This is a genomic window from Burkholderia sp. 22088 (genome assembly GCF_052045915.1).
GTDB classification, from domain to species: Bacteria; Pseudomonadota; Gammaproteobacteria; order Burkholderiales; family Burkholderiaceae; genus Burkholderia; species Burkholderia cepacia.
In genome coordinates, this window is record NZ_JBQEPY010000018.1 from 68,745 (window position 1) to 91,923 (window position 23,179).

Consider the following 23,179-nt stretch of genomic DNA (forward strand, 5'->3'; position numbering starts at 1 on the left):
GGCGCCGTCATGCGCGCGGCATGCCGAGCATCCGTTCGGCGACGATGTTGCGCTGGATCTCGTTGGTGCCCGCGTAGATCGTGCCGGCCTGCGCGAACAGGAAGCCGTCGAGCCAGTGGCCGAGCGTCGCGTGCTGCGCGGCCGTCTGCGGGACGACCTCGCCGTGCGCGCCGAGAATGTCGAGCGCGGTCTGGTGCATGCGCAGGTCGAGTTCCGACCAGAACACCTTGTTGGTGCTCGACTCCGCGCCGATATGGCCGCCCTTCAGCAGCCGGCTCGCGGTCGCGTAGGTCGACAGCGCATACGCCTGCGCATCCGTCCACGCCTGCACCACGCGCTCGCGCAGCGTCGGATCGCGATCCGCGCTGTCGCGGTGGGCGAGATACAGGTCGCGCAGGGCCTGCGCGGTGCGCTGGAAGCGCGCGGGCGAACGCAGCATCAGCCCGCGCTCGAAGCCGGCCGTCGCCATCGCGACCTGCCAGCCCGCGCCTTCGGCCGCGAGCCGGTTCTCGACCGGCACGCGCACGTCGTCGAAGAAGATTTCCGCGAAGCCCGTCTGCCCGTTCAGCTGGCGAATCGGCCGCACCGTGATGCCCGGCGCGGACAGCGGCACCATCAGGAACGTGAGCCCGTGGTGGCGTGACGATTCCGGGTCGCTGCGGAACAGCCCGAACAGCCAGTCGGCCCACACCGCGCGCGTCGACCAGATCTTCTGGCCGTTCAACACGTATTCGTCGCCGATCCGGGCGGCCGTCGTGCGGATCGCAGCCATGTCGGAACCCGCATTCGGCTCCGACCAGCCCTGCGCCCATACGTGCTCGCCGGCCGCCATCGCGGGCAGGAAACGCGCCTTCTGCTCCGCGGTGCCGAAATCCATCAGCGTCGGCCCGAGCAGGAAGATGCCGTTCTGGTTCACGCGCATCGGCGCATCGGCACGCCAGTACTCTTCCTCGAAGATCAGCCACTCGATCAGGTCGCAGCCGCGCCCGCCCAGCTCGCGCGGCCACGTGACCATGCTCCAGCGGCCCGAGTGCAGCGTGCGCTCCCATTCGCGGTGCGCGGCGAAGCCTTCCTCGGTGTCGAAGCTCGGCAGCCGCTCGCGCGGCACGTGCGCGGCGAGCCATTCGCGGATCTCCGCGCGAAACGCCTGTTGCTGCGGCGTGTAGGTCAGGTTCATGCGCGTGCCTCCTCGACGGTGGCCTGCGCATCGAAACGCGCATCGCGCTTCTCGACGAACGCGGCGCGCGCTTCGGTCGAATCGTTCGTCATGTATGCCTGCAGCGTGAAGCCCTGTTCCCAGCGGTACTTGTCCTCGAGATCGCCGTCCTCGACGCCGTTCAGCGCCTCCTTCGCGAGCCGCACCATCGCCGGGCTCTTCTCCGCGATCTTGCGGGCGAGCGCGAGCGCCGCGTCGCGCAGCGCGTCGCGCGTCACGACCTGCTCGACCGCGCCGAGCCGGTATGCTTCGGCCGCGTCGATCATCTCGCCCGTGAAGTACATCGCGCGCACCTTCTGCACGCCGAACAGCCGCTGCAGGTGCGCGCCGCCGCCCATCGCGCCACGGTCGATCTCGGGCACGCCGAAGCGCGCGCAGTCGGCCGCGACGACGATGTCCGCCGCGCCGCAGATGCCGATCCCGCCGCCGAGCACGAAACCGTGCACGGCCGCGATCACCGGCTTCGGGTTGCGGTGCACGGCGCGGAACGTCTCGTAATTGCCCGCGTTGACCGCCACGATCCGCTCCGGATGCGCGGCCAGCTCCTTGATGTCGACGCCCGCGCAGAAGCCGCGGCCTTCGCCGCGCACGACGATCACGCGGACCTCGTCGTCCTCGCCGAGCACATCGAGCGCGCGGGAAAGCGCATGCCAGCCCTGCGCGTCGAGCGCGTTCACGGGCGGATGGGCGATCACCAGCTCGGCGATGCCGTCGGCGCGATCGATCCGGAACGGCATCGCGCCGGCCGGTTGGTTGGATCCTGTCATCTCCATTGCCTCCCTGTGATGTTGTTCATGCGGCCTGCGCTGCCGCCGTGCCGCGCAGCGCGGCCAGTACGTCGAGTCGCTCGCCGGCTTCCGCGACGATCCGTGCGATCAGCGCGTCGCACGGTTCGATCGCGCCGATCATCGCGGCCGCCTGGCCGCTCGGCAGCACGCCTTCATCGGGGCGGCCCTCGACGATCGCGCGCTGGATCAGGAACGGCGCGTTCGCCGCCATCAGCGTCTGGCTCGCCGTGTAGTCGTGCGAGCGCAGCGCCTTGATCGCGAGGCCGAGCATGTCGCCCGTGCTCAGGCCGTTCTGGCGCCGCCATGCGTCGGCCGTCTTCAGCGCGAACAGCGTGCGGCGCAGCGGGCCGAAGCGCTCGAGCTTCAGCAGGTACGGGTTGTCGATCATCCGTTGCGGCAGCCCGTCGAGCGCGTCCGACACGCGGATGCGTGCCGGGTCGCCGACCGCGACGTAGCGTTCGAGTGTCTCGCGCGGCACCGGCGATTCGGCGCTCATCAGGAAGCGCGTGCCCATCGCGATGCCGGCCGCGCCGTACGCGAGCGCGGCAGCCAGCCCGCGCCCGTCGAAGAACCCGCCGGCCGCGACCACCGGCACCCGCACCGCATCGAGCACCTTCGGCAGCAGCAGCGTGGTCGGCACCGAGCCCGTGTGGCCGCCGCCTTCCGCGCCTTGCACCGTCACGATGTCCGCGCCGAGCTCGACCGCCTTCACCGCATGCTTCGGTGCGCCGACGGTCGGCATGCAGACGATGCCGGCGTCCTTGAAGCGGCGGATCGTCTTTGCATCCGGCCCGCGGCCGTAGCTCACCGCGCGCAGCCGGTGCCGGATCGCCAGCTCGACGACCTGCTGCGCGTTCTTCTGGAACATGTGGAAATTGATGCCGAACGGCTTGTCCGTCAGCGACTTCACTTTCAGGATCTCGGCCTCGACCTGCTCGGGTTCGAGCGTCGCGCCGGCCAGGAAGCCGAAGCCGCCGGCGTTGGCGGTCGCCGCGACGAGCCGCGCGTCGGCCACCCAGCCCATCGCGGTCTGCACGATCGGATAGCGGCAGCCGAGCAGGTCGCACAGAGGCGTATGCAGCGGGCTTTGAAGCGTCTGAAGCGTCGTGCTCATGCGGCCGCTCCGTTGACGGCGACCGGTGCGGGCGCGTCGCCGCGATCGACGCCGTTCGGCTGACGCTGCGAACTGGCCATGCTGCGCGCGTCGTAGCCGCCGAGACGGTCGCCGCTCACGAGCTCGTTGTGCGCATGCGCGAAGTGATGCCACGCGAACGCCGCATCCATCGCCGCGCGCTTGCCCTGCAGTTCCTCGACGTGATTCAGTGCCTGCTTGGTCAGCGCGAGCCCGAGGCGCGGCATCGTCGCGATCTTCGCGGCGATCGCATAGGTCGCGTCGTGCAGCCGTTCGCGCGGCACGACGCGGTTGACCATCCCCATCTGGTACGCACGCTCGGCCGGCATCCGTTCGCCGAGGAACAGGAATTCCTTCGCGATGCGCGGGTTCAGTTCGTAGGCGTGCGCGAAATACTCGACGCCCGGAATCCCCATTCGCACGACCGGATCGGCGAAGAACGCATCCTCGGACGCGACGATCAGGTCGCACACCCACGCGAGCATCAGCCCGCCCGCGATGCATGCGCCCTGCACCATCGCGATCGTCGGCTTCGGCAGGTCGCGCCAGCGCCGGCACATCCCGAGGTAGACCTCCTGCTCGCGTGCATAGAGGAATTCGCCGCCGTCCTTGTCGACGTGGTCGTACCACAGCGACGCACGATCGAACGACTCGTGGATGTCGCGGCCCGGCGTGCCGATATCGTGGCCCGCCGAGAAATGTTTGCCGGCGCCCGCGAGCACGATCGCCTTCACCGCGTCGTCGTGCGCCGCGCGCCGGAACGCCGCGTCGAGCGCGTACGTCATCTTCGAGTTCTGCGCGTTGTGATACTCGGGGCGGGTCATCGTGATCGTCGCGATGCCGCCGTCGACCGCGTAGTCGACGACACCGTCGCCGAACGTCATCTGGGTCGCTTCCATGTCGGACCTCATCCCCGGCGCGGCGCCGGATTGTTGCGCACGATCGTCGCGCGCAGGTTGTGCGGATCGAGCGCACGCACGATGCGCAGGTCTTCCGCGTTCGGCGCGGCCGTCGTGCCGAGCTCCGGATGCGCGATCAACGGGAAGCCCGTCGCGTCCTGCACCTCGTCGAAGCTCACGCCCGGATGCAGCGAGCGCACGCGGATCGCGTGGTCGGGGCCGCCGAAATCCATCACGCACAGGTCGGTGACGATGCTGCGCAGGTCGACGAAGGTTTTCATCCCGGGCAACCGGCGCGCCGGGTTGTAGCCGACCGTGCACACCATGTCGACTTCGCCCGCGACGAACGTGCGCTTGCCGTGGCCGCTGACGAAAAACGAGTTCGCGTGGTTCGTCGTGTTGCCGGGGAAGCCGCGCGCGCCGAGCAGCTGGGTTTTCGGGCGCGCGTAGTCGTCGCCGAGCCACGAGATGTTGGCTTGGCCGAAACGGTCGATCTGCGTCGGCATCACGAGCGCATGGCGGCGGCCGTGCCACAGGCAGTCGAACACGCGTTCGTAGGTCATCCAGCCGCTCGCCTTCACGCGGTAGCCGTCGGGGCGCGGGCCGAGCGGCACCGGCTCCTCGACGAGATACGCTTCGCCGTCGGTCAGCATCAGCCCGTTGTTGTACGCAAGCCGCGCGAGGCCGGCCGCGAGCCGCGGGCCCGTGCCGATGCCGGTCGCCAGCACTTCGCCGTCGTCGCGCCAGAGTCGCGCGGACGCGACGATCATCAGTTCCGCGAGGGAATGGTCGAGAGATTCGCTCACAGGCGCTCCTTTACAGAATCGGCAACGGCAGCGTCGTCACGTGCGACAGCCCGCCGACGCCTTCGAGGTACTGGCGTTCGTCCTGGCCGACCACGTCGCGCAGGTACGCCGCCGTCTTCGCATCGTCTTCCGCACTGGCGCAGTACGCGCGCAGGTGCGGCAGGTCCCAGCCGTAGGCCGGCCCGCACGACGTCGGGTGTGCACCGCCCGGCGCGTGCACGACGCCGGTGACGAGCGAGCGCTCGAACGGATTGCGTTTCGCTGCGTCGAGGTCTTCGCTCGCGAGCGACGCGTCGACCGTTTCCGCCGACACGTAGCAACGCTGCGCGGCGCGTGCCATCCACGCGTCGAAGAACGGATCGGGGCCGTCGATGCGCGTATTGCCCATCCGGTCGGCCGCGTTCACGTGCAGCAGCGCGGCGTCGAGGTCGATCGCCGGCATCGCGAGCAGCGTTTCGCCGTCGTCGTACGGCGACTGCACCGTGCGCAGTTGCGGCGCGTGATCGAGCAGCGCGGTGCCGAGCCCGGCACGCGTCGGCAGGAACGGCAGCCGGGCGGCCGCCGCGCGCAGGCCGAGCTGCAGCATCCCTTCGTCGAGTTCCAGCACGTCGATGCGGCCCTGTTCACGCGCACGACGGAAATGCGGTTCGAGCGCGATCACGTCGAGCGACACGAAGCCGAACACCACCTTGCGTACCTTGCCGGCCGCGCACAGCAGCCCGACATCGGCGCCGCCGTACGCGACGATCGTCAGGTCCTTCAGGTTCGAGCGCGCGATTTCGCGCACCAGCGCCATCGGCTTGCGCCGCGGCCCCCATCCGCCGATGCCGATCGTCATGCCGTCGGCGAGTTGCGCGACCACGTCGCGCGCGGACATCGTCTTGTCGAGAGGTTTCATCGTCATCGTGCTGGCTTACCGGTATCCGATGCTGAAATCGTGGCCCCACTGGCTCACCTTCGTGGCCTCGAACACCGCGTGCTTCGACCAGTCGACCGTGAGGCCGCCGAAGCCGTATTCGAGATCGAAGCCGCCGGGGGTCTTCATGTAGAAAGAGATCATCTGGTCGTTGCAGTGGCGCCCGAGCGTCGCGGACATCTTCACGTCGTGCGCGGCCACGCGGTCGAGCGCGCGGCCGACTTCGTCCATCGAGTCGACTTCGGCCATCACGTGCACGCAGCCCGACGGCACAGCCATCTCGAACAGCGCGAGGCTGTGATGGCGCGCGTTGCGGCAGTGCATGAAGTGGATCCGCTTTTCGGGTTCGGCGGGATCGGGCGTGAATTTCACGCGATAGATGTCGGACAGCTCGAAGCCGAGCACGCCGCGCACGAACGCCTCGGTCGCGTCGAACTGCGGCGCGGGCAGCACCGCGTGGCCGAGCCCCATGTCGCCGGTGACGAAGTGCGCAACGCCCAGCGGCGACACGAAACGGCGGAAATCGCAGCGCGCGCCCCAGTACAGCTCGTGGCGGTTGCCGGACGGGTCGGTGCACCACGCCATCGCCTGCACGCGGCGCAGCGCGGCTTCGGCGGGCGTCGCGCGGATCGGCTCGACGCCTGCCCGCTGCAGCACCGCCAGCGCGGCGTCGAACGCAACGCCGTCGGGCAGTTCCCAGCCCGACGCGAAATAGCGGTCGGCCGATCCGGGGACGATCACGTAGCGGAAATCGCGCTCGTCCATCTTCAGGTACAACGCGCCGTCGGGCGCGTCGAGCGCCTGCATGCCCAGCACGTCTTCCGCATAGCGGCGCCACGCATCGACGCGCGTCGCCTCGACGACGACATAGCCAAGCGCACGGACATCGATCATGTCGGCCTCCTCCTGGTTCAGAATCCGTTGTTCGTGAAAGGATTCTGGCCGGTCGGGGGTGGTGTTACATCGTCTGTTGGGACGAGAGGCGGCGGGGAATCGGAGCGGCGCAGACGCGCGCGCGGCTGCCCGGCGGAACGGGCCATGTCTGCGGAAGGAGACGGAGAGCCGGGACTGGTTGCCGCGACGCGGCAACCGGGATCAGTCGAACGGGTTCAGCAACCTGACGCCGGTGCGGGCGAAATCCGCGACGTTGCGCGTCACCACGGTGAGATCGTTGATCAGCGCGGTGGCCGCGATCAGCTTGTCGAGTTCGTGCGTCGGATCGGGCACGCGCAAATGCCCCCACGTCTGGCTGATCTCGATGTCGACCGGCAGGATGTTCGGTGCATAGCCGGCCAGGATGGTTGCCACCCACGCCTCGAGCGCCGACGCCTGGGGGTGATCGCCGCGATGACGGATCAGGTCGACGCCGCGGCGAAGTTCAGCAACTGTCACGACGGACAGGTAAAGCGGGCTGGCGTCCGCCGCGGCCTGCCTGAAGAACGCCCGCACGCCACGGTTGGTTCGCTTGCCCTTCCTGATTTCACTGATGACGTTGGTATCAATCAAAAATGCCTGACGTTCCTGCATATTCTCGTTTGTTTTCAATTGGTTAAATGCAGATTTCGGGCAGAAAATGCCGGCCAGAGTCTGCACCTTGCTGCCAGTAAAATCAAGCACTTGCCATAGGGTTCTGAACGGCGGCCGAGAGGATCGCGCAACAGCGCTACACTGTACATCCATACAGAGAAGCAGCGCATCATGTCCGCCAACGCGACCCCATATATCGGCCTGCACGTCCGCACGGTGCTGCACACGTGCTGGACCTGCGAACACTGGGCCGGTACCGCCGAGCCCGGCGCCGGCATCGCGCATTGCACGAACCCGAAGTGCTCGCCGATGCGTGCGCGGCCGAACCACGGCTGCAGCTGCTGGGTGCGCGCGATCGGCCTCGATGATCTGGACGACGACACCTGCGACGCGCTCGCGCAGCGCTATTTCTGAGCCGTTGAGCAGTTCGCCCGCCGCGTGAGTTCGTACTGGAGGATCTCGCGCTTCGTCTCTGGTGTGTCGGCCGGCGATGCCGTCATGGGCTTGACCCACAGGCAGCCGGTATCGACGATGCGCGCCGGGGGCACGGACGGGCAGGTATGGCAGCCGGCGAGCACCGCGGCCGCAGCGATGGCGATCAGGATGCGCATGGTCAGTCCTTCCGCAGCGCGCCGATGTCGGCGAGCCGCGCGTCGAGGTCGGAATCCGGCGTCGCCGCCGCCTGCTGCTGCGCGTCGGCCGCCGCCACCGCGGCCTGCTGGCCGGTTTGCGCCGCCGCGGCGTTGCTTGCCTCGCTCTGCGCCGCCGCCTGAGCGACGGTAGCCTGCGCCTTGGCGGTCGCCGTAGCGGCCTGCTGATGGCGGAACAGGCCGAAGAGCACGCCTCCGGCGCCGACCAACGCACCGAGGATCGCACCCAAGTGCGCGACGAGAAACGAAACGATCAGGGTCATGGTCACGCCTCCAGATGGTCGAGCGCGCCGAGCCCGCGCGTGCTCATGATGGCGATCAGCTTGTCGGCGTACAGCGGATCGGTCGCGTAGCCGGCCTTCGCGATCGCGCGCGCGAAGCTCGGACCATCCTTGAACGCGAACGCCGGCCGGTAGCGCGGGTTGCTGGTCAGGAAGGCCGCGTGGTCATCGATGCTGCCCTGCCAGGTGTCGTACGCGCGGAAGCGCGCGGTGATCGTGACCGTCTCGCCGTTGACGACCTCGTGCGTCACCTGCGGCGTCACCGGGCCGTGCCATGACGCGTCGGCCTTGATGCCGAACAGGTTCATGCCCGGCGCGCGGCGCCCCCAGCTGGATTCGAGCGCAGCCTGCGCGACGGTGACGCTGGCGGGCACGCCAGTGCGTTTCGCGCACGCCTGTGCCGCCGGCGCGATCGCCGCGATGAAGCCCGCGGGCGTCGAGATATCCGGCGTCGGCGCGGCCGCGCGCGGCGGCTCTACAGGAACCGGAACCACCGGGGAGACGGCTGGCGTCGGCGTGGGCTCCGAAGTCGCGGCTGCGATGTCCGTTTTCTCCGGTTGAATTGTGCCGCCCGGCCCGGCGTGGCCGCCTTGCTGGACGGGCGTTTGCGCGGGGATGCTTGCATTTTTCGGCCCGTCGCGGCCGGGCGCAAACAGCGAGAAGATCGCGCGGAAGAGATCACTGAGCGCCATCGCCCCCTCCCTTCGCGGTGAACTCGATCACCCGGGCGATCATCGCCAGCGCGACGCCGGCCGCCGGCCAGAACGTCTGCGGGATGCTCGGGAAGTACGTCTGCACGTACGGATAGACGCTCGGCCAGTTGTCGGCCAGCATCTGCGCGAGATGCGGCGCCGCGGCGAGCAGCGCGCTCAGCACGAGCATGATGCGCATCTCGCTCCACTTCCACGCCAGCTTCCAGTCATCGACGAGTCGGATCTTCATTCGGCCTTCCCCTTCGGAAACCACTGGTTCTTGATCGTGCCGAGCAACGCGACGATCGTGAGGAGCGACACCCACCACGACACGTCGTGATTCCAGACCCAGAGGCAGCTGCTCCACACCGCGCCCCACCCCGCCGATACCCAGCTCATCGCCTGTTGGATTTCCTTGTTCATGAATCCCCCGATAATTACGAAACGACTACGCCTTTCCAGACGGAGCCAGTGCGAATCCAGATCTTGTTGTTCGTGTAGTCGAAGCAGATGGCCGCGAAGCCGGGCTGAAGATTCGGCGCACCGGTCGGCGCGCCAGGGATAGCGGGAATCTGCAGGAAGCCCGAATTCGACCCAGTCGTGAGATTCGCCTGGCCCGCGCACACGTCGCCGCCCGACGGGTTCAGCATCAGCGGCTCTTTCTGCAGGCCGGCCGTGATTGCCTGAATGACACCCACGCCATTCACGGGATCCCAGCCGGACGCGATGCGGTTGTTCGGGTTCGCGAAGTCCTCGATGAAGAATGTCCCGTTGTTCCCCGTGTCCCCGAACGCGTTCACCAGATACGAGGTATTCGCGACGTCTGCCGAGAAGCGGCCGCGACCATAGACATCGAACGGGAAGCCCGGCGCGGTGCGATTGACGCCCCACTTTGTGCCGCTCGCGTAATCCCAGTAGACGATGCCGATGTTGTAGGTGCCCTTGTTGATGGCGCCCGACTGGCCGTAGAGGTTGCCGCCGATCACCTGCGCGGTGATGCCGTTCGAGCCCGTTGCGTTCAGGCCGTAGCGGTTGGAGCCGGTGTTGGCGTAATCGCCGACGCAACCGGTGAAGATCAGGTTCGTGATGACGCCGGCGCTCGAGTCGATGAGGAACGCGTCGTACGTGTTCGCGGCGGCCTGCCCGGCGCCCTTCACCCGGCAGTTGTTGAGCGACGCGGTGCTGCTCTTGATCCAGAACCCTTCGTGCTGCGGGATGTAGGCAAAGCAGTTCGTGTAGTCGTTGTCGGTGGCCGGCGCGTCGAGCCACCAGCCCTTCAGACCGGAGCCCACTGCCGAGCAGTTCACGAACTGGCTGTTCGACGAACCCACGTAGAAGCCGTAACCGCTGCCGTTCGTCGGATTGTTCGAATCGAGCTGTGCGTACCACGACGTGCAGTTCGCCCACTGGCATTGGGCACCGGCGCCGATGTCCTCGATGAAGCCGATGTAGCTGTTGAAGTCGTTGCAGTTCGATACCTGCCACGAGCTGGCCGACGCGATGTCGATGCCAGCGCCGATCTTCCCGAGCGCCGAGCCCGTATGGTTGCCGACGCCGCAGTTGTACGTATCGATCCCGGAGAAGTCGCCATAGTGCGGCGCGCCGGCAATCGCGAGGCCCGTCGTCGGGTTGAGCTGGACCGCGGAGATGCCGTTATCCCAGCCGTTCTTGACCGTGATGCCGTGGACCTTCGAGTAATCGCCCTGCACGAGCAAGCACGACCCCGCGATGATGTTGCCGCCATAGACGACCGGATTCGTGTAGCTCCCGTTCTGCGCGTTGTGGTCGAAGATGAAATCGCCGTCGAGGTGGATGCGCGCCTTGAAGTCGAACATCGGCGCGATCGCCGAACCGTTCGGCGCGGCGTACTGCAGCGTCACGATGCCGAGCGCGAGCCAGTACTGATCAATCGACGTGCTGACGGTGCCCTCGATCAGATAGGTGCCCGCCGGCCATGCGATCGAACCGTAGGCGTTGACGGCAGCCTGGAGTGCCTTCGCGTTGAGCCGGTTGCCGTCACCGACGATTCCAAGTTCGGTGACGAGCGTGACGCCCACCGACGGGCTGACGCTCGGCAGCGTGAACACCACTTTCCCGTAACGATCGAGCACGGTCAGCGAGTACGGCGCGTTCCCGCAAAAAAGCGGCACTGCGGCGCCGTTCAGCGCGAAGGTGCCGTTGAGCACCTGGATCGGCTGCTGAACCGGAATCGTCAGCTGCGGGTCTGCGTAGACCGTGACCGGGTTCGTGACCGGGTTCGTGTTGGCGACGCCGATATAGACCTTCCCGCACTGCAGCGGGCGCCCGAGCAAGTCCGAGAAGAAGGGCAACGGATTTTGGATGAGATTCACGAGTCACCTCTTCGTGTTCATGGCGTATTCGCTCGAGCTGAGCGCGGCCGCGAGCCAGCGCTCGCGCGCATTCGGATCGTTCGCTGCGGTTACGTCGCGCGCGAGGTTGTAGAAGCGACGGAATTGCGCGGAGTTGGCGGCCGCCTTGATAGCCTGCGGAGAAGGCGTCGCGGTCCGCGTAAGCTGCTGGAACTCGGGCGTCACGATCAGCGCATCGGCCGCCTTCATCACGTCGGGCTTGCCCTTCGAGAGAGCGCTCATCACGGCGTGGCCGAGGCCGGCGCCGATGGGCCCCATCGTGCTCGCGGCGCCCGTTGCAAGCGTCCCCACCACCTTGCTGACGGCCGCCTTGCGCGCCACGTTGTAGATGTTCCCGATCAGTCCGTCGGCCCGCGCATTGAGCGCGTCGCGCGCGGCCATGATCCGGCCCGTGGTGATGTTTTCGCGCGTGGCGTTCGCGACGCCGCGCGACACCGTCGCGAGGTCGATCAGCTGCTGGCGCGTCTCTGCGGGCAGGTTCGCCATGACCAGGTTGTGCGCCGCCGAGTTCTTCTTCAGCCCGTCGTACCAATCCGCGTATGCCTTGAAGTTGAGGTCACCGTTCTTCGTGGCCTTTCCGAAGGCGTACGCGAGGCCGCTCGACATGACCTTCTCGCGCATGCTCGGCGGCACGGATTTGAGCAGACCGGCCAGCTTCGTCTCGTCGCCCTTCGACGCGGCCGTCACCGCGGTGCCAAGCTTGCCGACGAGCGAATCGCCAAGCTGCTTGCCGAAGAGCGACGTCATGTCGTCCTCGACGCTCTTGCGCATCTGCACCGTCGCGATCGCCGCATCGAACTTCTCCAGCGCGCCGGGCACGTTCGCGAGCGCCGCGCGCTGATCCTCCGAGATGCGGCCGTAGAGCGCCTTCAGCAGCCCGCTGTCGGCATCCTTGAACGGACCCTGGTTCTTCAGGCCCGCGCCGATGTCCTTGCGCACGTCGTCGAGTAGCGCGTAGCTCGGGTTCTTCACCTCGGGCTTGAGGCCGAGCGCGGCCGGATCGACTTCCTGGCCGCCGACCATCATCGGCGCCTTCTGCGGCGTGAGCTTCGAGAGGATCCTGCGCTCGGCCGGCGACAGGTTCTTCGCGCCACCGAGTTCGTCCGCGCGCTGCGCGATGAAGCCGAGCACGTTGTCCGGCGCGGCGCCCATCTTCGCCGGCACGCTGCTGCGCAGGTCGGCATACAGGGCCTCCGCCTTCTGGTCGAGCTGCTGCTGCGTGTTCGCGAGTTCGCTCTTCACCGACGACGACAACTCGCTGAGGTCGTTCGTGCCGGCCGCATCCTCGACGATCTTCTGCGCGCGCTGGCCGACCTGCTGCAGCCCCTGCATTTCCTCGGACCGCGCGATGCTGCCGGGCATCGACTTGATCGCCTGCGTGAGTTCGATCGCGGCCTGGTTGCTCGTCAGGTGGTCGGGCTGCAGGTTATCGGCGATGCCGAGGCGCTCGGCAGCCGCCAGGCGCTCAGGATCGGGCGCCATCTGCGCCGCCAGCGTCTGCTGCGCGGTGCGCTTGCCGATACCGAGTGGTGCGCCACCGGCGCCCGTCGCCTTGCGCGTCTGCGCGGCGAGTTCGTCGGTCGACATGAAGTCGCGCGCGGCAGCGGCGGCCGGCGATGCTGCGGCATTCACCGCATCCGCAGCCTCCGTAGCGGCGGCAGTCGCGGGAGCACCCTCGGCGGCGGCCGCGCTTTCTGCCGGTGCTGCGGCGCTCGTCGTCGCTGCGGCTGCCGGATTCGGCGCGCCTTCGCCGGCGGCGGCCGGCGCTTCGTTCGCCGGCATGCGCTCGGGGGCTGCGGCCGCCGCCGCTTGCTCTGCGCTGGCCTGCGGTGCGCGCTGCGCGGCAGCTTCGGCAGCACCAGCTTCGGCCGCTGCCGGAGCTGCTGCTTCAGCTGCCGGCGCGCCACCAGCGGCCGCCATCGTCGGCTCTGCGCGCTCGGCTGCCGCCGCGGCTATGCCGGCCGCCGGCACTTCCTTTGCCAGCGCCGCCACCACGCGCGAGGCAGCGGCTGGCGCGAGCGCGGTCGTCAGCAGATTGACCGCATACCCGAGCGCAGGGCTGCCGGTTGCCTGATGCACCGCTTCGCCGGCCGCGCCGCCCACCGCGCCGGCGGCGATCATCTTCGGAATGGACGAAAGCCCGATCCCGGGCATCGGCACTGCGAGCGAACCAGCGCCCGTCGCGGCCGCCTGCAGTGTGTGCTCGCCCGGTGTGACTGCCGTCGGCATGCCTGCCTGATTCATGAGGTCGGTCGCCGCCGGCCCGACGGACGGAAGATTCGGCGCGGCCTGGGGCACCGCGGCGGGGAGATCGGCCTGCGTCGCAGCCGGGGCGATGTGCATGCCGAATGCCTGATCAATGGCGTTCATCGCGCCGCCGCCGTTGGCGATCGATGCGAGTGCCTGCGCCGGCATATCGATCACGCCCTTGGCTTTGTCGATGACGCTCCCGATCGTGTCGGCGGCGCCTTGGATGAAGCCGCGCCCCGCGATGCCAGCCTCGCGCCCCGCAGTCACCTGCGGCGGCCCGGTGAGCGTCGCGCCGGCCGGGAGCGTCACGGCACCGCTCTGCACGTCCCTCTGGAACTGCGCAGCCTCGGCAGCCGGCATCTTGCCGGTGTTGAATGCGTCGATGGCGCCCGCGGGCGCGACCGGCGCCTGCGCGGGCTGCGGCGGCTGGGCCGGCGCACCCACGTTCATGCCCGGCGGCAGCGCGATATTGCCGTTCGCGACGTCCTGCTCGAACTGCGCCTTGTCGGCGGGGCTCATCTGCCCCGACTGGTACGCGTGGAATGCCTGAATCAGCGGCGAGTTGTTCTGTTGATCGGGCGTGTACAGACTCGGCACGCCCTGGATGCCAGCTGCGCCGCCTACGCCGGCCGTCTGGCTCGCATAGAGGTTCGGCACCGACTGGATGCCGGCAGGCTGGCCGCCAGGGCCGAACGGATTCGGCGTCTCGCCGTGCGTGTACGAATTCGGCGTGAAGCCCGTCGTGCGCTTCGCATAGGCCATCGTCTTCGGCCCCCAGTTCGCCTGATCCGTGCCGCCGTGATACGCGGCCACGGCCTGCACCGGATCGCCACCGTAGCGCCCCATGTTCTGCTTGAGCACGTACGCGGCCGCGTAGGCCGCCGCTTGCGGCGACGAGTACGCGTCGACGCCTGTTTGCTTGAGCACCGCGTCGCGCGTGGGCGACGTGATCTGGTACGGCGTCGCGGCGCCCGCGCTGCTGATCTGGTCAGCGTTGCTGCGCTCGCCCTGTAGGCGAATGGCGCTCAGCAGACCCGGCGGCAACCCGACCGCGTTCGATGCCTGCTGATCGGCGGCCGCGTATGCGGGATCTTTGTACGACGTCGGCCACTTGCTCGGGTCGTAGCCTGCGGGGATAGCGTTCGCGCCCACTTACTGGCCCCCCGACGTGTACTTGTTGAGGTAGCTCAGGTTCCCGCTGAACTGCGGGCCGGCGTTCGACAGACCGGCTGTGCCATTCGGCGCCGGATACGTCGACGGGAACTTCGATCCCGGCTCGATCGCCTTCATCATCACGGCCGAGAATGGCGTGCCGGCCGCCACCTTCGTGTTGCCGATCGTGAAGTCGCGCGTCGCGATGCCGAGCGAACCACCGTTCACGCTCATCCACTGCGCCGAGATGTCGCTCATGCGCGCCTGGATGCGCGAGAGGTTCGACATCGCCTGCAGGCTCGTTTTGATGTACTCCGGACTAGCATTTGGCGGGATGCCCTGCGAAAGCGTCTTCGCGTTCGGGTCGCCATTCGCGAGCAGTACGCTGTACTCGGGGCTCGACGTGACCGCCTGAATCCCGTTGCGCACGACGCTGAGCGGATCCTGTGCGCCAAACACCTGTTGAACCTTCGCCATGACCGAGCCGGAGATACCGCTCTTCCACTCGTTGCCCGACAGCGCCTTGTCGAGCGCACTGTTGAGGTTATCGAACTGGTTCGCGCGGTTGTTCGCGGTCGCCGCGTTCATCGCGAGGCCGTTGAGCTGGTTGTTCTGTTCCGGGCTGAGCTGCGGGAAGTTGTAGTTGCGCACCCAGTTCTGGACGGCCATGTTCGCGTCATTGACGATCTGCTGCGTCTGCGCCTGGGTTTGGCCGGTCGAGGCCTGGAGTTGCCCCGTCTGCGCGTTCGTGAGGCCCACATTGGCCTGCGCCTGCGCGGGCGCAACGTTCGCCGTCGCGATCGTCGCCGGCATCGTCGCGCCCTGCCCGAAGTGGCTCATGAAGTCCTGCGGGCCCATGGCCGCCGCGAGCGTGCCGCCCAGGAATGCCTGCGCGTTACGCGTGCCGTTTTGCTGGTCGCCTTGAATGAGGCCGAGAACCTGCTTCGCGCCGTTGAGATCCTGCTGCATCTGCGGGTTGCTCTCGAACCCCGGCGTGTTCTGGATCGCATCCACGTGCTGCTGGATCAGTTTCTCTGCCAGATCGGGGCGCCCGTTCAGCAGCGTCGAATAGATCGGCGATGCGAGATCAAGCTTCTGCTGACGCTGCTGCTCGTTGTAGCCGCCCCACGCACTCTGCACCTGGGTTGACCACTCGGGGTTTGCCATCGCCATCTGCACAGCAGTCTGCGGCGTCGGGTTCTGACTGAACTGCTGCCACTGGTCGCGGAACGCCTGCTGGCGCTGTGCAGCGAGCGAGCGCAGGAGCGCGCTCTGTTGCACGTCCTGGGCCTGCGCATTAAGCAAGCCGGTTTGTGCCTGCGTGTTCTGCAGCGTGGCTGCCTTCTGGAACGCGCCAATGGGATCGGGCTGCACCATGAGGCCGGTGTAATTCACCGGCTGCGGCGGGGTCGCCATGATGTCGGACATGATGGTCTCCGCTTAGAACATGCCGGCGCCGGTGCCATACAGGCCGCCCGGCGATGAACTGCCTGCGCCGGCTGCATTCAGGTAGGCCGGCAGGGAAAACGAGTAACCGCCCCCGCTCGGTCCAGAATTTCCGAGGTAGTTGCCGAGCGCGCTCGTGAGGTTGTTGAGGCCGCCCGTGATTGCATTCGTCGTGCCGAGCGTGCCGCCGGCCTGCGCCGATCCAATCTGCCCCGTCAGGTTCGTGATGTTGTTGCCGGTCGAGATCGCCGCATTGCCGGTGCCGGCCGCTGCGTTCGCGCCGGTGTTGATCAGGTTCTGGAACTGGCCGCCGAGCTGCCCGTAGATGCCGTTGAGCACCTGCGATCCGTTGAGCGCGCCATTGATACCGCTGAGCGACGCCTGCTGGTTCGAAATCTGCTGCCCCATCACGTTCGACAGGATCTGCCCCGGGAGGTAGCCGAGCGACGCGATCGTGTTGCCGCCGCGCAGGCCGCCCGTCGCGCTCGCGTTCGCGAGAATGGCCTGCTGGCCGAGATTCATCGCGTTCGTGTAGAGCGGGTTCTGCGTGAGCGAATTGATCCAGCCCTGCTGCTTGTCGGCGCCATTCACGCCGGTCATGTTGTTGAGCTGAGTCAGCGCCCCGAGGTAGTTGTCGAGGATGCCCTGCGTCTGCGTGGCGACGCCCTGCTCCTGCTTCGTGATGCCCTGCAACTGCGGCATCGCGCCGGTGCCCTGATCGACGTATGGCTGAAGCAGGTTTCGAAGCGTGTCGAACTCGCGCTGCTGCTCGGCAATGCCAGCCTGAGCCGCGCCGGCCTGCGTATCGGCGGCCGAATTTGCACCGATCGCCGATACTGCCGAACCGGCCAGTCCCGCGACGCCCGTGCCAATTCCTACTGCTGCGGCGACCATGTCAGTCCTCCAGCCATTTCGAATAGGTGGTCTCGACGGGCTGAAACCCGAGGAAACGGAAAAGCGCCGTCGAATCGTGTGCGTTCTTGCTACCGACGAACCAGAGCTTCACGCCGCGGCGCTTCAGTTCCTTCTCGACAAAACGGAACATGCGCACGCCAGTCATGCCGGTGCGCTTGTCTTCGCGCACGAAGAAGATGTCGGGGGAGCACGTGAGGCACGACCGGTAATGGAGACCGGGCGCAATGAAGCACACGAAGTAGCAGACGATTTCCCCGCCTTCGCGGCCGATCACCATCAGCAGGGAGCCGTCCGATTCGCGCCGGCGATATGCCTCGACCTGCGGATCGAGTTCGATGCCGCGCTCCTTATGCAGGGAGATCTCGCCATAGTGCGCATGCAGTAGCGGCAGCAGCTCGCCATACACGTCCGAGAACCGCTCGACCATGAACGTGATCATGCGAACCTCAGATCGATCACGAGGTGTATGCGATCCTCGTCCGAGTTGTTGATCACCTCGTGCTCTATGGCGTTCTGGAACCACCAGACTTCGCCCTCGCGCATCCACACGGTTTCATCGCCACATCGAAAGGTGTTGCCAGCCGTGGATTGAAGGACGACGTGATAGCGATCCCAGTAGCTTGCGTGCCACGGGGAATCCGCATGCGGGAAGATGCGGCCGCCGGGCACGATGCGGTTGAGCATGCAACGTCCGAGACGCGTTGCGCCCGTAGCGGCCATGAGCGCCATGATGTGCTGGCGAGCTTCCGGCAACTCGTTGATCTCGGTGCGCCACGGACACTCATGCAGGTCGACGCCAGCGAGCTTGTTTTGCTTGTACAGCTCGAGCTGCTCGTCGTTTTCGACGGGCACGTGCTCTTGGAATCGCAGATAAATCGTGTCGGTCTCGCCGAAAGGCCCCTGCGGAAACTTGCGCAGGAAGTCGTCAGCTTTCCAGAGATGGGGTTTTCGATAGATCGCGTTCAGGAGGGGGCGTATCTGTACGCCTTCGGCGATCTTGAGGAAGTTCCGCATGAGCGAGTCCGGTAGAGATGCGCATGGCGCCTCGGGTTAAATGGACTCGCGTGGAACTGCCTGGAAGAGAATCGCCCGTACGCGGCTAGGGTCGATTCGTTGACACACCGAACGATATATCAAATAGGTGCGTTTTCAAACGGTTTTTACCACATGGGGATATATCGCGTCGTGCCGTTGTCGTTCACCGGCACCCACTTCGTCGGGTTACCGGTCGTCGGCGCATTCGTCAGCGTCGCGCTCGCGCTGCCTGCGCCATTCGTCAGCGCAACCGATGAAGCGACCAACGTGCTCGACCCGACTGTGAGGCTCGAAATCGTCGTGACGCCGGTCGCGCGGTTGATTTTGAATGGTGTCGCCAAGTAAACGCCCGCGTCGTTGTAGGAGTCGATCGCGAAGTTCGATCCGGCGTTGGAACCCGACTCGGCCGTGCTGTCTTCCTTGATGTCCCAGCGGTTGACGCCCGCGGTCTGGAGGAACAGGGCGCGGTTCGTCGCGGCCGCGCCATTGATGTTCGTCGTACCGGGCAGCGTCTGCGTTCCCGACCACGTGTTCGTGCCGTTCAGCAGCGGCACCGTGGCGCCGCTCGTGCCGGTGTTCTGGGTCGCAGCGGTGCCGAGGCCGAGGTTGGTACGCGCCGTCGACGCGCTCGCGAGATCCGACAGATTGTTGGCCGCCTGGAGGAAAAAGGAGACGTTCTGGACCGCCGCCGTTCCCAGACCGAGATTCGTGCGCGCAGTGCTTGCGCTCGCGAGGTCGCTGAGGTTATTCGACGCCTGCAGATACGTCGATGGCGCCACGAACGAATATGCGCCCGCGCCCGTGCGCTGCAACAGTCCGGTGCCGGTGAACCCTGAAATGTTGTCGAGCGCCGTGCCGCCGGCAGCGGACGAGCCCGTGCCGCCATTCGCGACGGCCACTGGCGTCTGCAAGCTGACCGTGACGTTCCCCGTTGCGCTGCTCACGTTGATGCCGGTTCCGGCAAGGATCTGCGTGACGGTCGTCGGAAGAGTCTGGAACGATGGATCGGCACCGGGACCGTTGCTCGTGAGCACCTGACCGGACGAACCCGGCACCGCGAAATTCGGCGCGGACGCACCGTTGCCGACTACCACGCCGTGCTGCGTGAGCGACGTGAGCCCTGTGCCGCCGTGGGCCACTGTCACCGGAACGGTGAGCGATAGCGTGATCGTGCCAGAGCCAATCACCAGACTCAGGCCGGTACCGGCCTGCAGCACGTCGGCGTTCGGCACCTCGGCGTTCGCAGCGGCGACGACATACGCGACCTGCTGGAGCGCCTGCGCAAGCGCGAGCGCCTGTTGCGCGATCGTCGACGTGCTATCGATCGCGTCCGGCAGGTTGATCGTGATGTCCTGCGTCATTGCTTCGAGGCGACGCACGGCCGACTGGTTCTGCCCGAACGATTCGGCCAGCTCCTTCCGGTTCGCCTTCGGCGTCGAGATGGTGATCTGCGTCGTCATGCTGCGAGCGGCTCCCCGTTGGCCTCCAGCGCGGCGAACGAAACCGGCGCGGCGTTGTTGCCCGCGAACCGGTAACCGCGGAAGTTCCGGAAGAAGTGCTTCGGCCGCCATTGCGCACGCTGCTTCGTGCGGCCCTGCGCGCCCATCGAGATATAGCGCGGCATGCTCCAGACGAGCCCGTCGTCGGTGTACTGCATGCTCATCGTGTCCTGCTCACCGAGCGCGGCGCGGCCGTACGTGCCGATCAGTTCCAGCGACGAGACCGCGAAGCCGCGCGCCTGCCCGTATGCGAAGATCGTGTCGAACTGCCAGCGTGCGTTGGTGCCATACTGCGCGGCCGTCGTCCCGTCGATGTACCCGATGCGCTGGTCGTACTTGTCGCCGCAGATGAACTTGCCATAGCAGTAGACGGGATGCCACGCGCGCCACGGGCCGGTGCCATCCGTGCTGGAATCCAGCATGAACCATAGCGGCTGCTGCGCGACCTGCGAGCCGGCCACGTCATACACGAGCGTCTCGGCCGGCAGGTGCAGGTAGATGAACTGCTGCTCTTTCTCGGCCCGATACTCGAGCGTCGTCATGTACAGCTGCGCTTCCGTGTACTTTCCCATGATCATCTCGACTTCGCGCGCGGCGATTTTCGTCGCGACGCCGAGGCCGACGGATAGCCACACGCTTGGCGCTTCGTCCTGCGCACCGCCGACGAACGCGAAACCCTGGCTCGTCATGGCCTTGGCCTGCGGCCCGATCAGTCCTTTCTGGATCGTCGCCCCGATGTTTTCCTGGAATGGGAAGCCGGTACCGCCGATGTTGTCCATCACCGGGATCTGATAGCGGTTGCCGAGGTAGAGCTCGTTGCGGAATTTCCAGACGCCGTTGAGCGGATCCGGCTGGTTGCTGCTGCTCCCGAACAGCTGCGAGTTGATCGTGAACTGGTTGGCGAGCTGCGTGACGTAGCAGTACGTGCCGTCCGTCATCACGAAGTAGCCGCTCATCCACACGAGGTCGATCGGACGCCCGAGATTCGGATCGGTGCACTGCTGCAGCAGGATCGGGCCGGTCGAGCCGTTCGGCCGCTGGATCGTGTAGAACCAGAGCTGGTTCGCCGTCACGATGCCGATTCCCTGATTCGAATAGCCGTAGGCCATCGCGACAGGGTTGCCGTCGTCGGGAACCTGGCCGATCACCGTGACGACGCCGACCGCGCTCACCGAAACGAAATTCGTGCCGATCACGCGATAGCACGTGCCTTCCCAGTTGATGCCGCCGCGGTCGTGGCCGGCGAGCGCTGGCGCGCCTGCGTCGAAGCGCGTCAGGCCCTCGGCCGAGCGCAGGAACATCTTGCTGATGCCCGTGCTCTTCATCACGGGCACCAGGTTGCGCGGGTAGGACGTCCGGAACTCGGCGCCGACGTCGGTGTACGTTCCGGAGGCGAGCGGGATCTGCGGCATGTCAGGCGGCCGCGCTTTGGAAGCCTTCGCCCGGCGTCACGTAGACGGTGCCCGTGTTCGTGCCGGTCGTAACGAGCGAGACGGTCCCATAGGTGTCGGCTTTCGTGATGACCTCCGACGAGTTCGGGCCGATCGGATAGTCGCCTTCCGTTCCGACCGTCGCGGCGACGGCAGCCGCTGGTGCACTGTTCGGCGAGCACCGCACGAACACCGGGAAAGCGTTCGGATTGAGCACCCGGATCTGCTTCGCGTTGGGATCGACGCCGATCGGCGTTGCCGAGTTGCTGACCGAAACGGCCTGCGTCTGGCCGTAGGCCGGCGAATAGGGTTGGTTGAATGCCATGGTTCAAGCTCCGTCGAGCGGGCGCACGATGAACGACGCGCGCGTGAGGGAAAGGGTCGTGGCCTGATCGGCCGAGGCAACGAGTTGGATCACATCGCCGACGTTGATCTCGCCGTTGACGTTGTTCGGGTTCTGCAGGATGCCGGCGAAGTGGAACGACTGCGCGTTGCCGGTGCCGACCTGGATCGACTCGAACTCCGAGGTGAACAGCGTGCCGCCGACCGGGCCCGTTTGCAGCTGGAGGGTAAGCACGCGCGGCGACGGCACTGATCCGAGCAGCGCGACCCAGATCTCGCACGCGGCGATTGCTCGCGTCGCTTGCATGAGGCCGGTGACCACGTTCTGCGTGAGCGACTGGCCGCCCGCGGGAAGCACGCTAGCGCCGTTCGCGTCCCACGGCGTGATCACCGTCGGCGTCGTCCCGATCGCGATCGATTCGGACTGCGTGCGCCGCAGCGCGTAGAGCGACGAGGCGCTCAGCAGACCGTTCGGGAACGTGAGATTGTCCTGCACGCATTCGATGAGGTCCGACACGGATGCTCGGCGCGGCTGTCCGCTGCACTGATCCCAGAAGGCGATCTGGTCCTGAGGACGGATCCGGCCGCGCCGGGAAAGCTGATTGATGTTCGTCATGGTCAGTCCGAGAAGTTCTGTTGCTGCTCGTCGATGCCCAGATCGAGGTAAGCATCGTGCGTCGTGGTGACGCGCTCCTTCGTGGCGAAGAAGACCTGCGTCTTCGTGTTGCGGCGGTTGCCGGTACCGATCGGCATCTGGCGCGGCATCTGCATCTGCGGGATCTCGTAGTTTCCGATCAGCAGCGCGCGCTTGCCGTCGCGCGCGGCGATACGCGTATCCGGTAAAACCTGCTTGCCGACCGTCGGCGCGATGCGCAGCGCAAGATTCGTGATGTAGGCGTTCTCAGCCCAATCCGGGAGCCCGGAATCGTCGTCCAGGTTGCTGCCGTCCGCGCCGGCGATGTTGTATCCCACGCGGATACCGAGCGCGTCCCACTCGGCCGCCAGGCGATCGAGCCGACGCAGTCCCGTATTGAGTTCTTCGTCGGAGAGGTCGAACACATAGCCAGCGAGCGCGATTTCTTCGTACGCGCCCTCGACGAGTTCTTGCTTCGTTGCCATGTGTCCGACCTCTCTCGGGTTGCTGCTTACCGCGGCACGAAATTCATCGTGGGCGCGGCGCTGTACGTCACGATCACCTGGTCGCCGGCGCTGACCGGCACCGGACCGTCGACGAAACCCGTCGCGATCGTCGTCGACCCGCGCTTGAGCTGCAGCGCGGAGTCGGTGCCACCGCTCACAAACACCGTGCCGGCCGCTGCCGCCGTGTAGGTGTACGGCGACGCGCCGACCGTGATCGCGGCGATGGCGCCGCTGCCGGCCCATGCCGCGCTGTTCGCGCCGTCGATCACCACCCAGTGCGTGCCGTCGCTCTGCAGTTCGATCACCGCGTTCTGCGCGGTCAGCGAGAGGCTCGCGGCGCCTTCGATGGTCGCGCCCGAGATGTCGATGATCGACACCGAGTTCGCCGCCGCATAGGAAGCGTCCATGCGCTTGATGCGCTTGCGCTGGCCGAGGCACTGCGCGGCGTTCTGCAGGACGATCTGCACGTTCTGGCTCGAAGCATCGACCTCGATGAACGCGTCGTTGCCCACCACGTTGTACGGTGACGGGTTGGCGTCGTTGGCTGCCGCGACGAGCAGCGTCACCGGGTCGTTGCGCGAGCCTGCGCCCGCGCCGGCCCCGGCGGCCTTGTTTCCGAATGCCCAGGATTGGGTCACTTGCATGATGCTTTCTCCAATGGACCGTCAGGCCC

25 protein-coding genes and 1 pseudogene are annotated in these 23,179 nt (G+C 66.8%); 1 reads left to right on the top strand and 25 read right to left on the bottom strand.

Features of this window, described 5'->3' with window-relative positions; genetic code table 11:
• Positions 1 to 7: 7 nt before the first annotated feature.
• The 8 genes from ACTJLD_RS30155 to ACTJLD_RS30190 all read right to left on the bottom strand — a co-directional run bounded on the left by ACTJLD_RS30155 (position 8) and on the right by ACTJLD_RS30190 (position 7,284).
• A complete protein-coding gene (locus ACTJLD_RS30155) occupies positions 8 to 1,177 on the bottom strand; it encodes an acyl-CoA dehydrogenase family protein (RefSeq protein WP_440660377.1) in 1,170 nt (389 codons plus the stop codon).
• Positions 1,174 to 1,989, bottom strand: a complete 816-nt coding sequence (locus tag ACTJLD_RS30160) for an enoyl-CoA hydratase family protein (protein WP_440660378.1) — start codon at positions 1,987 to 1,989, stop codon at positions 1,174 to 1,176. Before ACTJLD_RS30160 ends, ACTJLD_RS30155 begins: the two co-directional genes overlap by 4 nt.
• A gap of 19 nt (positions 1,990 to 2,008) precedes the next feature.
• Complete coding sequence (locus ACTJLD_RS30165; RefSeq protein ID WP_440660379.1) at positions 2,009 to 3,118, bottom strand: NAD(P)H-dependent flavin oxidoreductase; 1,110 nt, start codon at positions 3,116 to 3,118, stop codon at positions 2,009 to 2,011.
• Positions 3,115 to 4,035 carry an enoyl-CoA hydratase gene (locus tag ACTJLD_RS30170; protein WP_440660381.1) on the bottom strand — a complete coding sequence of 307 codons (921 nt, stop codon included), beginning with the start codon at positions 4,033 to 4,035 and terminating at the stop codon, positions 3,115 to 3,117. Before ACTJLD_RS30170 ends, ACTJLD_RS30165 begins: the two co-directional genes overlap by 4 nt.
• Positions 4,036 to 4,043: 8 nt before the next feature.
• On the bottom strand, positions 4,044 to 4,841 hold the full coding sequence (locus tag ACTJLD_RS30175; RefSeq protein ID WP_060319677.1) for a CoA-transferase subunit beta: 798 nt from the start codon (positions 4,839 to 4,841) through the stop codon (positions 4,044 to 4,046).
• A gap of 10 nt (positions 4,842 to 4,851) precedes the next feature.
• Positions 4,852 to 5,745: a CoA transferase subunit A gene (locus ACTJLD_RS30180; protein ID WP_059697341.1), complete on the bottom strand. Its 894-nt coding sequence runs from the start codon at positions 5,743 to 5,745 to the stop codon at positions 4,852 to 4,854.
• Positions 5,746 to 5,754: 9 nt separating this feature from the next.
• On the bottom strand, positions 5,755 to 6,651 hold the full coding sequence (locus tag ACTJLD_RS30185) for a VOC family protein (RefSeq protein WP_440660383.1): 897 nt from the start codon (positions 6,649 to 6,651) through the stop codon (positions 5,755 to 5,757).
• A 201-nt stretch (positions 6,652 to 6,852) separates the two neighbouring features.
• On the bottom strand, positions 6,853 to 7,284 hold the full coding sequence (locus tag ACTJLD_RS30190; protein WP_440660522.1) for a type II toxin-antitoxin system VapC family toxin: 432 nt from the start codon (positions 7,282 to 7,284) through the stop codon (positions 6,853 to 6,855).
• 171 nt (positions 7,285 to 7,455) lie between these two features.
• On the opposite strand from ACTJLD_RS30190, the gene ACTJLD_RS30195 reads away from it, so the two are divergent.
• Positions 7,456 to 7,698 carry a hypothetical protein gene (locus tag ACTJLD_RS30195; RefSeq protein ID WP_440660384.1) on the top strand — a complete coding sequence of 81 codons (243 nt, stop codon included), beginning with the start codon at positions 7,456 to 7,458 and terminating at the stop codon, positions 7,696 to 7,698.
• On the opposite strand, the gene ACTJLD_RS30200 is transcribed toward ACTJLD_RS30195, so the two are convergent.
• The 17 genes and pseudogenes from ACTJLD_RS30200 to ACTJLD_RS30280 form a co-directional block, all read right to left on the bottom strand.
• Entirely contained in the window at positions 7,689 to 7,895 is a 207-nt protein-coding gene (locus ACTJLD_RS30200) for a hypothetical protein (protein WP_440660385.1), read from the bottom strand. The two genes, ACTJLD_RS30195 and ACTJLD_RS30200, sit on opposite strands and share 10 nt — an antisense overlap.
• A gap of 2 nt (positions 7,896 to 7,897) precedes the next feature.
• A complete protein-coding gene (locus tag ACTJLD_RS30205; protein WP_440660386.1) occupies positions 7,898 to 8,197 on the bottom strand; it encodes a hypothetical protein in 300 nt (99 codons plus the stop codon).
• Between the two features lie 2 nt (positions 8,198 to 8,199).
• The gene (locus ACTJLD_RS30210) at positions 8,200 to 8,907 is read right to left on the bottom strand and encodes a glycoside hydrolase family 73 protein (protein WP_440660387.1); all 708 of its coding nucleotides are present in this window, start codon (positions 8,905 to 8,907) and stop codon (positions 8,200 to 8,202) included.
• Positions 8,894 to 9,157, bottom strand: coding sequence for a hypothetical protein (locus ACTJLD_RS30215; protein WP_440660388.1), 264 nt, complete (start codon positions 9,155 to 9,157; stop codon positions 8,894 to 8,896). Before ACTJLD_RS30215 ends, ACTJLD_RS30210 begins: the two co-directional genes overlap by 14 nt.
• Positions 9,154 to 9,330: a hypothetical protein gene (locus ACTJLD_RS30220; RefSeq protein ID WP_155714150.1), complete on the bottom strand. Its 177-nt coding sequence runs from the start codon at positions 9,328 to 9,330 to the stop codon at positions 9,154 to 9,156. Before ACTJLD_RS30220 ends, ACTJLD_RS30215 begins: the two co-directional genes overlap by 4 nt.
• Before the next feature lie 14 nt (positions 9,331 to 9,344).
• Positions 9,345 to 11,258 (bottom strand): hypothetical protein, encoded by a 1,914-nt coding sequence (locus tag ACTJLD_RS30225; RefSeq protein ID WP_440660390.1) that lies wholly within the window; start codon positions 11,256 to 11,258, stop codon positions 9,345 to 9,347.
• A 3,051-nt stretch (positions 11,259 to 14,309) separates the two neighbouring features.
• A pseudogene (locus ACTJLD_RS30230) lies at positions 14,310 to 14,699 on the bottom strand (transglycosylase SLT domain-containing protein); the annotation flags it as partial.
• Positions 14,700 to 16,127 carry a hypothetical protein gene (locus ACTJLD_RS30235; protein WP_440660391.1) on the bottom strand — a complete coding sequence of 476 codons (1,428 nt, stop codon included), beginning with the start codon at positions 16,125 to 16,127 and terminating at the stop codon, positions 14,700 to 14,702. It lies immediately after the preceding pseudogene.
• A 12-nt stretch (positions 16,128 to 16,139) separates the two neighbouring features.
• Positions 16,140 to 17,039, bottom strand: a complete 900-nt coding sequence (locus ACTJLD_RS30240) for a hypothetical protein (RefSeq protein ID WP_440660392.1) — start codon at positions 17,037 to 17,039, stop codon at positions 16,140 to 16,142.
• A 1-nt stretch (position 17,040) separates the two neighbouring features.
• A complete protein-coding gene (locus tag ACTJLD_RS30245) occupies positions 17,041 to 17,499 on the bottom strand; it encodes a hypothetical protein (protein WP_440660394.1) in 459 nt (152 codons plus the stop codon).
• Positions 17,496 to 18,074: an aspartyl/asparaginyl beta-hydroxylase domain-containing protein gene (locus ACTJLD_RS30250; RefSeq protein ID WP_440660395.1), complete on the bottom strand. Its 579-nt coding sequence runs from the start codon at positions 18,072 to 18,074 to the stop codon at positions 17,496 to 17,498. Before ACTJLD_RS30250 ends, ACTJLD_RS30245 begins: the two co-directional genes overlap by 4 nt.
• A gap of 146 nt (positions 18,075 to 18,220) precedes the next feature.
• Positions 18,221 to 19,555, bottom strand: a complete 1,335-nt coding sequence (locus tag ACTJLD_RS30255; RefSeq protein ID WP_440660396.1) for a hypothetical protein — start codon at positions 19,553 to 19,555, stop codon at positions 18,221 to 18,223.
• Entirely contained in the window at positions 19,552 to 21,006 is a 1,455-nt protein-coding gene (locus tag ACTJLD_RS30260) for a packaged DNA stabilization protein (RefSeq protein WP_440660397.1), read from the bottom strand. Before ACTJLD_RS30260 ends, ACTJLD_RS30255 begins: the two co-directional genes overlap by 4 nt.
• Before the next feature lies 1 nt (position 21,007).
• Positions 21,008 to 21,349 (bottom strand): hypothetical protein, encoded by a 342-nt coding sequence (locus ACTJLD_RS30265; protein ID WP_440660398.1) that lies wholly within the window; start codon positions 21,347 to 21,349, stop codon positions 21,008 to 21,010.
• A 3-nt stretch (positions 21,350 to 21,352) separates the two neighbouring features.
• Positions 21,353 to 21,883 (bottom strand): hypothetical protein, encoded by a 531-nt coding sequence (locus tag ACTJLD_RS30270; RefSeq protein ID WP_440660400.1) that lies wholly within the window; start codon positions 21,881 to 21,883, stop codon positions 21,353 to 21,355.
• A 101-nt stretch (positions 21,884 to 21,984) separates the two neighbouring features.
• Complete coding sequence (locus ACTJLD_RS30275; protein WP_440660401.1) at positions 21,985 to 22,485, bottom strand: packaged DNA stabilization gp4 family protein; 501 nt, start codon at positions 22,483 to 22,485, stop codon at positions 21,985 to 21,987.
• Between the two features lie 26 nt (positions 22,486 to 22,511).
• Entirely contained in the window at positions 22,512 to 23,150 is a 639-nt protein-coding gene (locus tag ACTJLD_RS30280) for a hypothetical protein (protein ID WP_440660402.1), read from the bottom strand.
• Positions 23,151 to 23,179 lie beyond the last annotated feature (29 nt).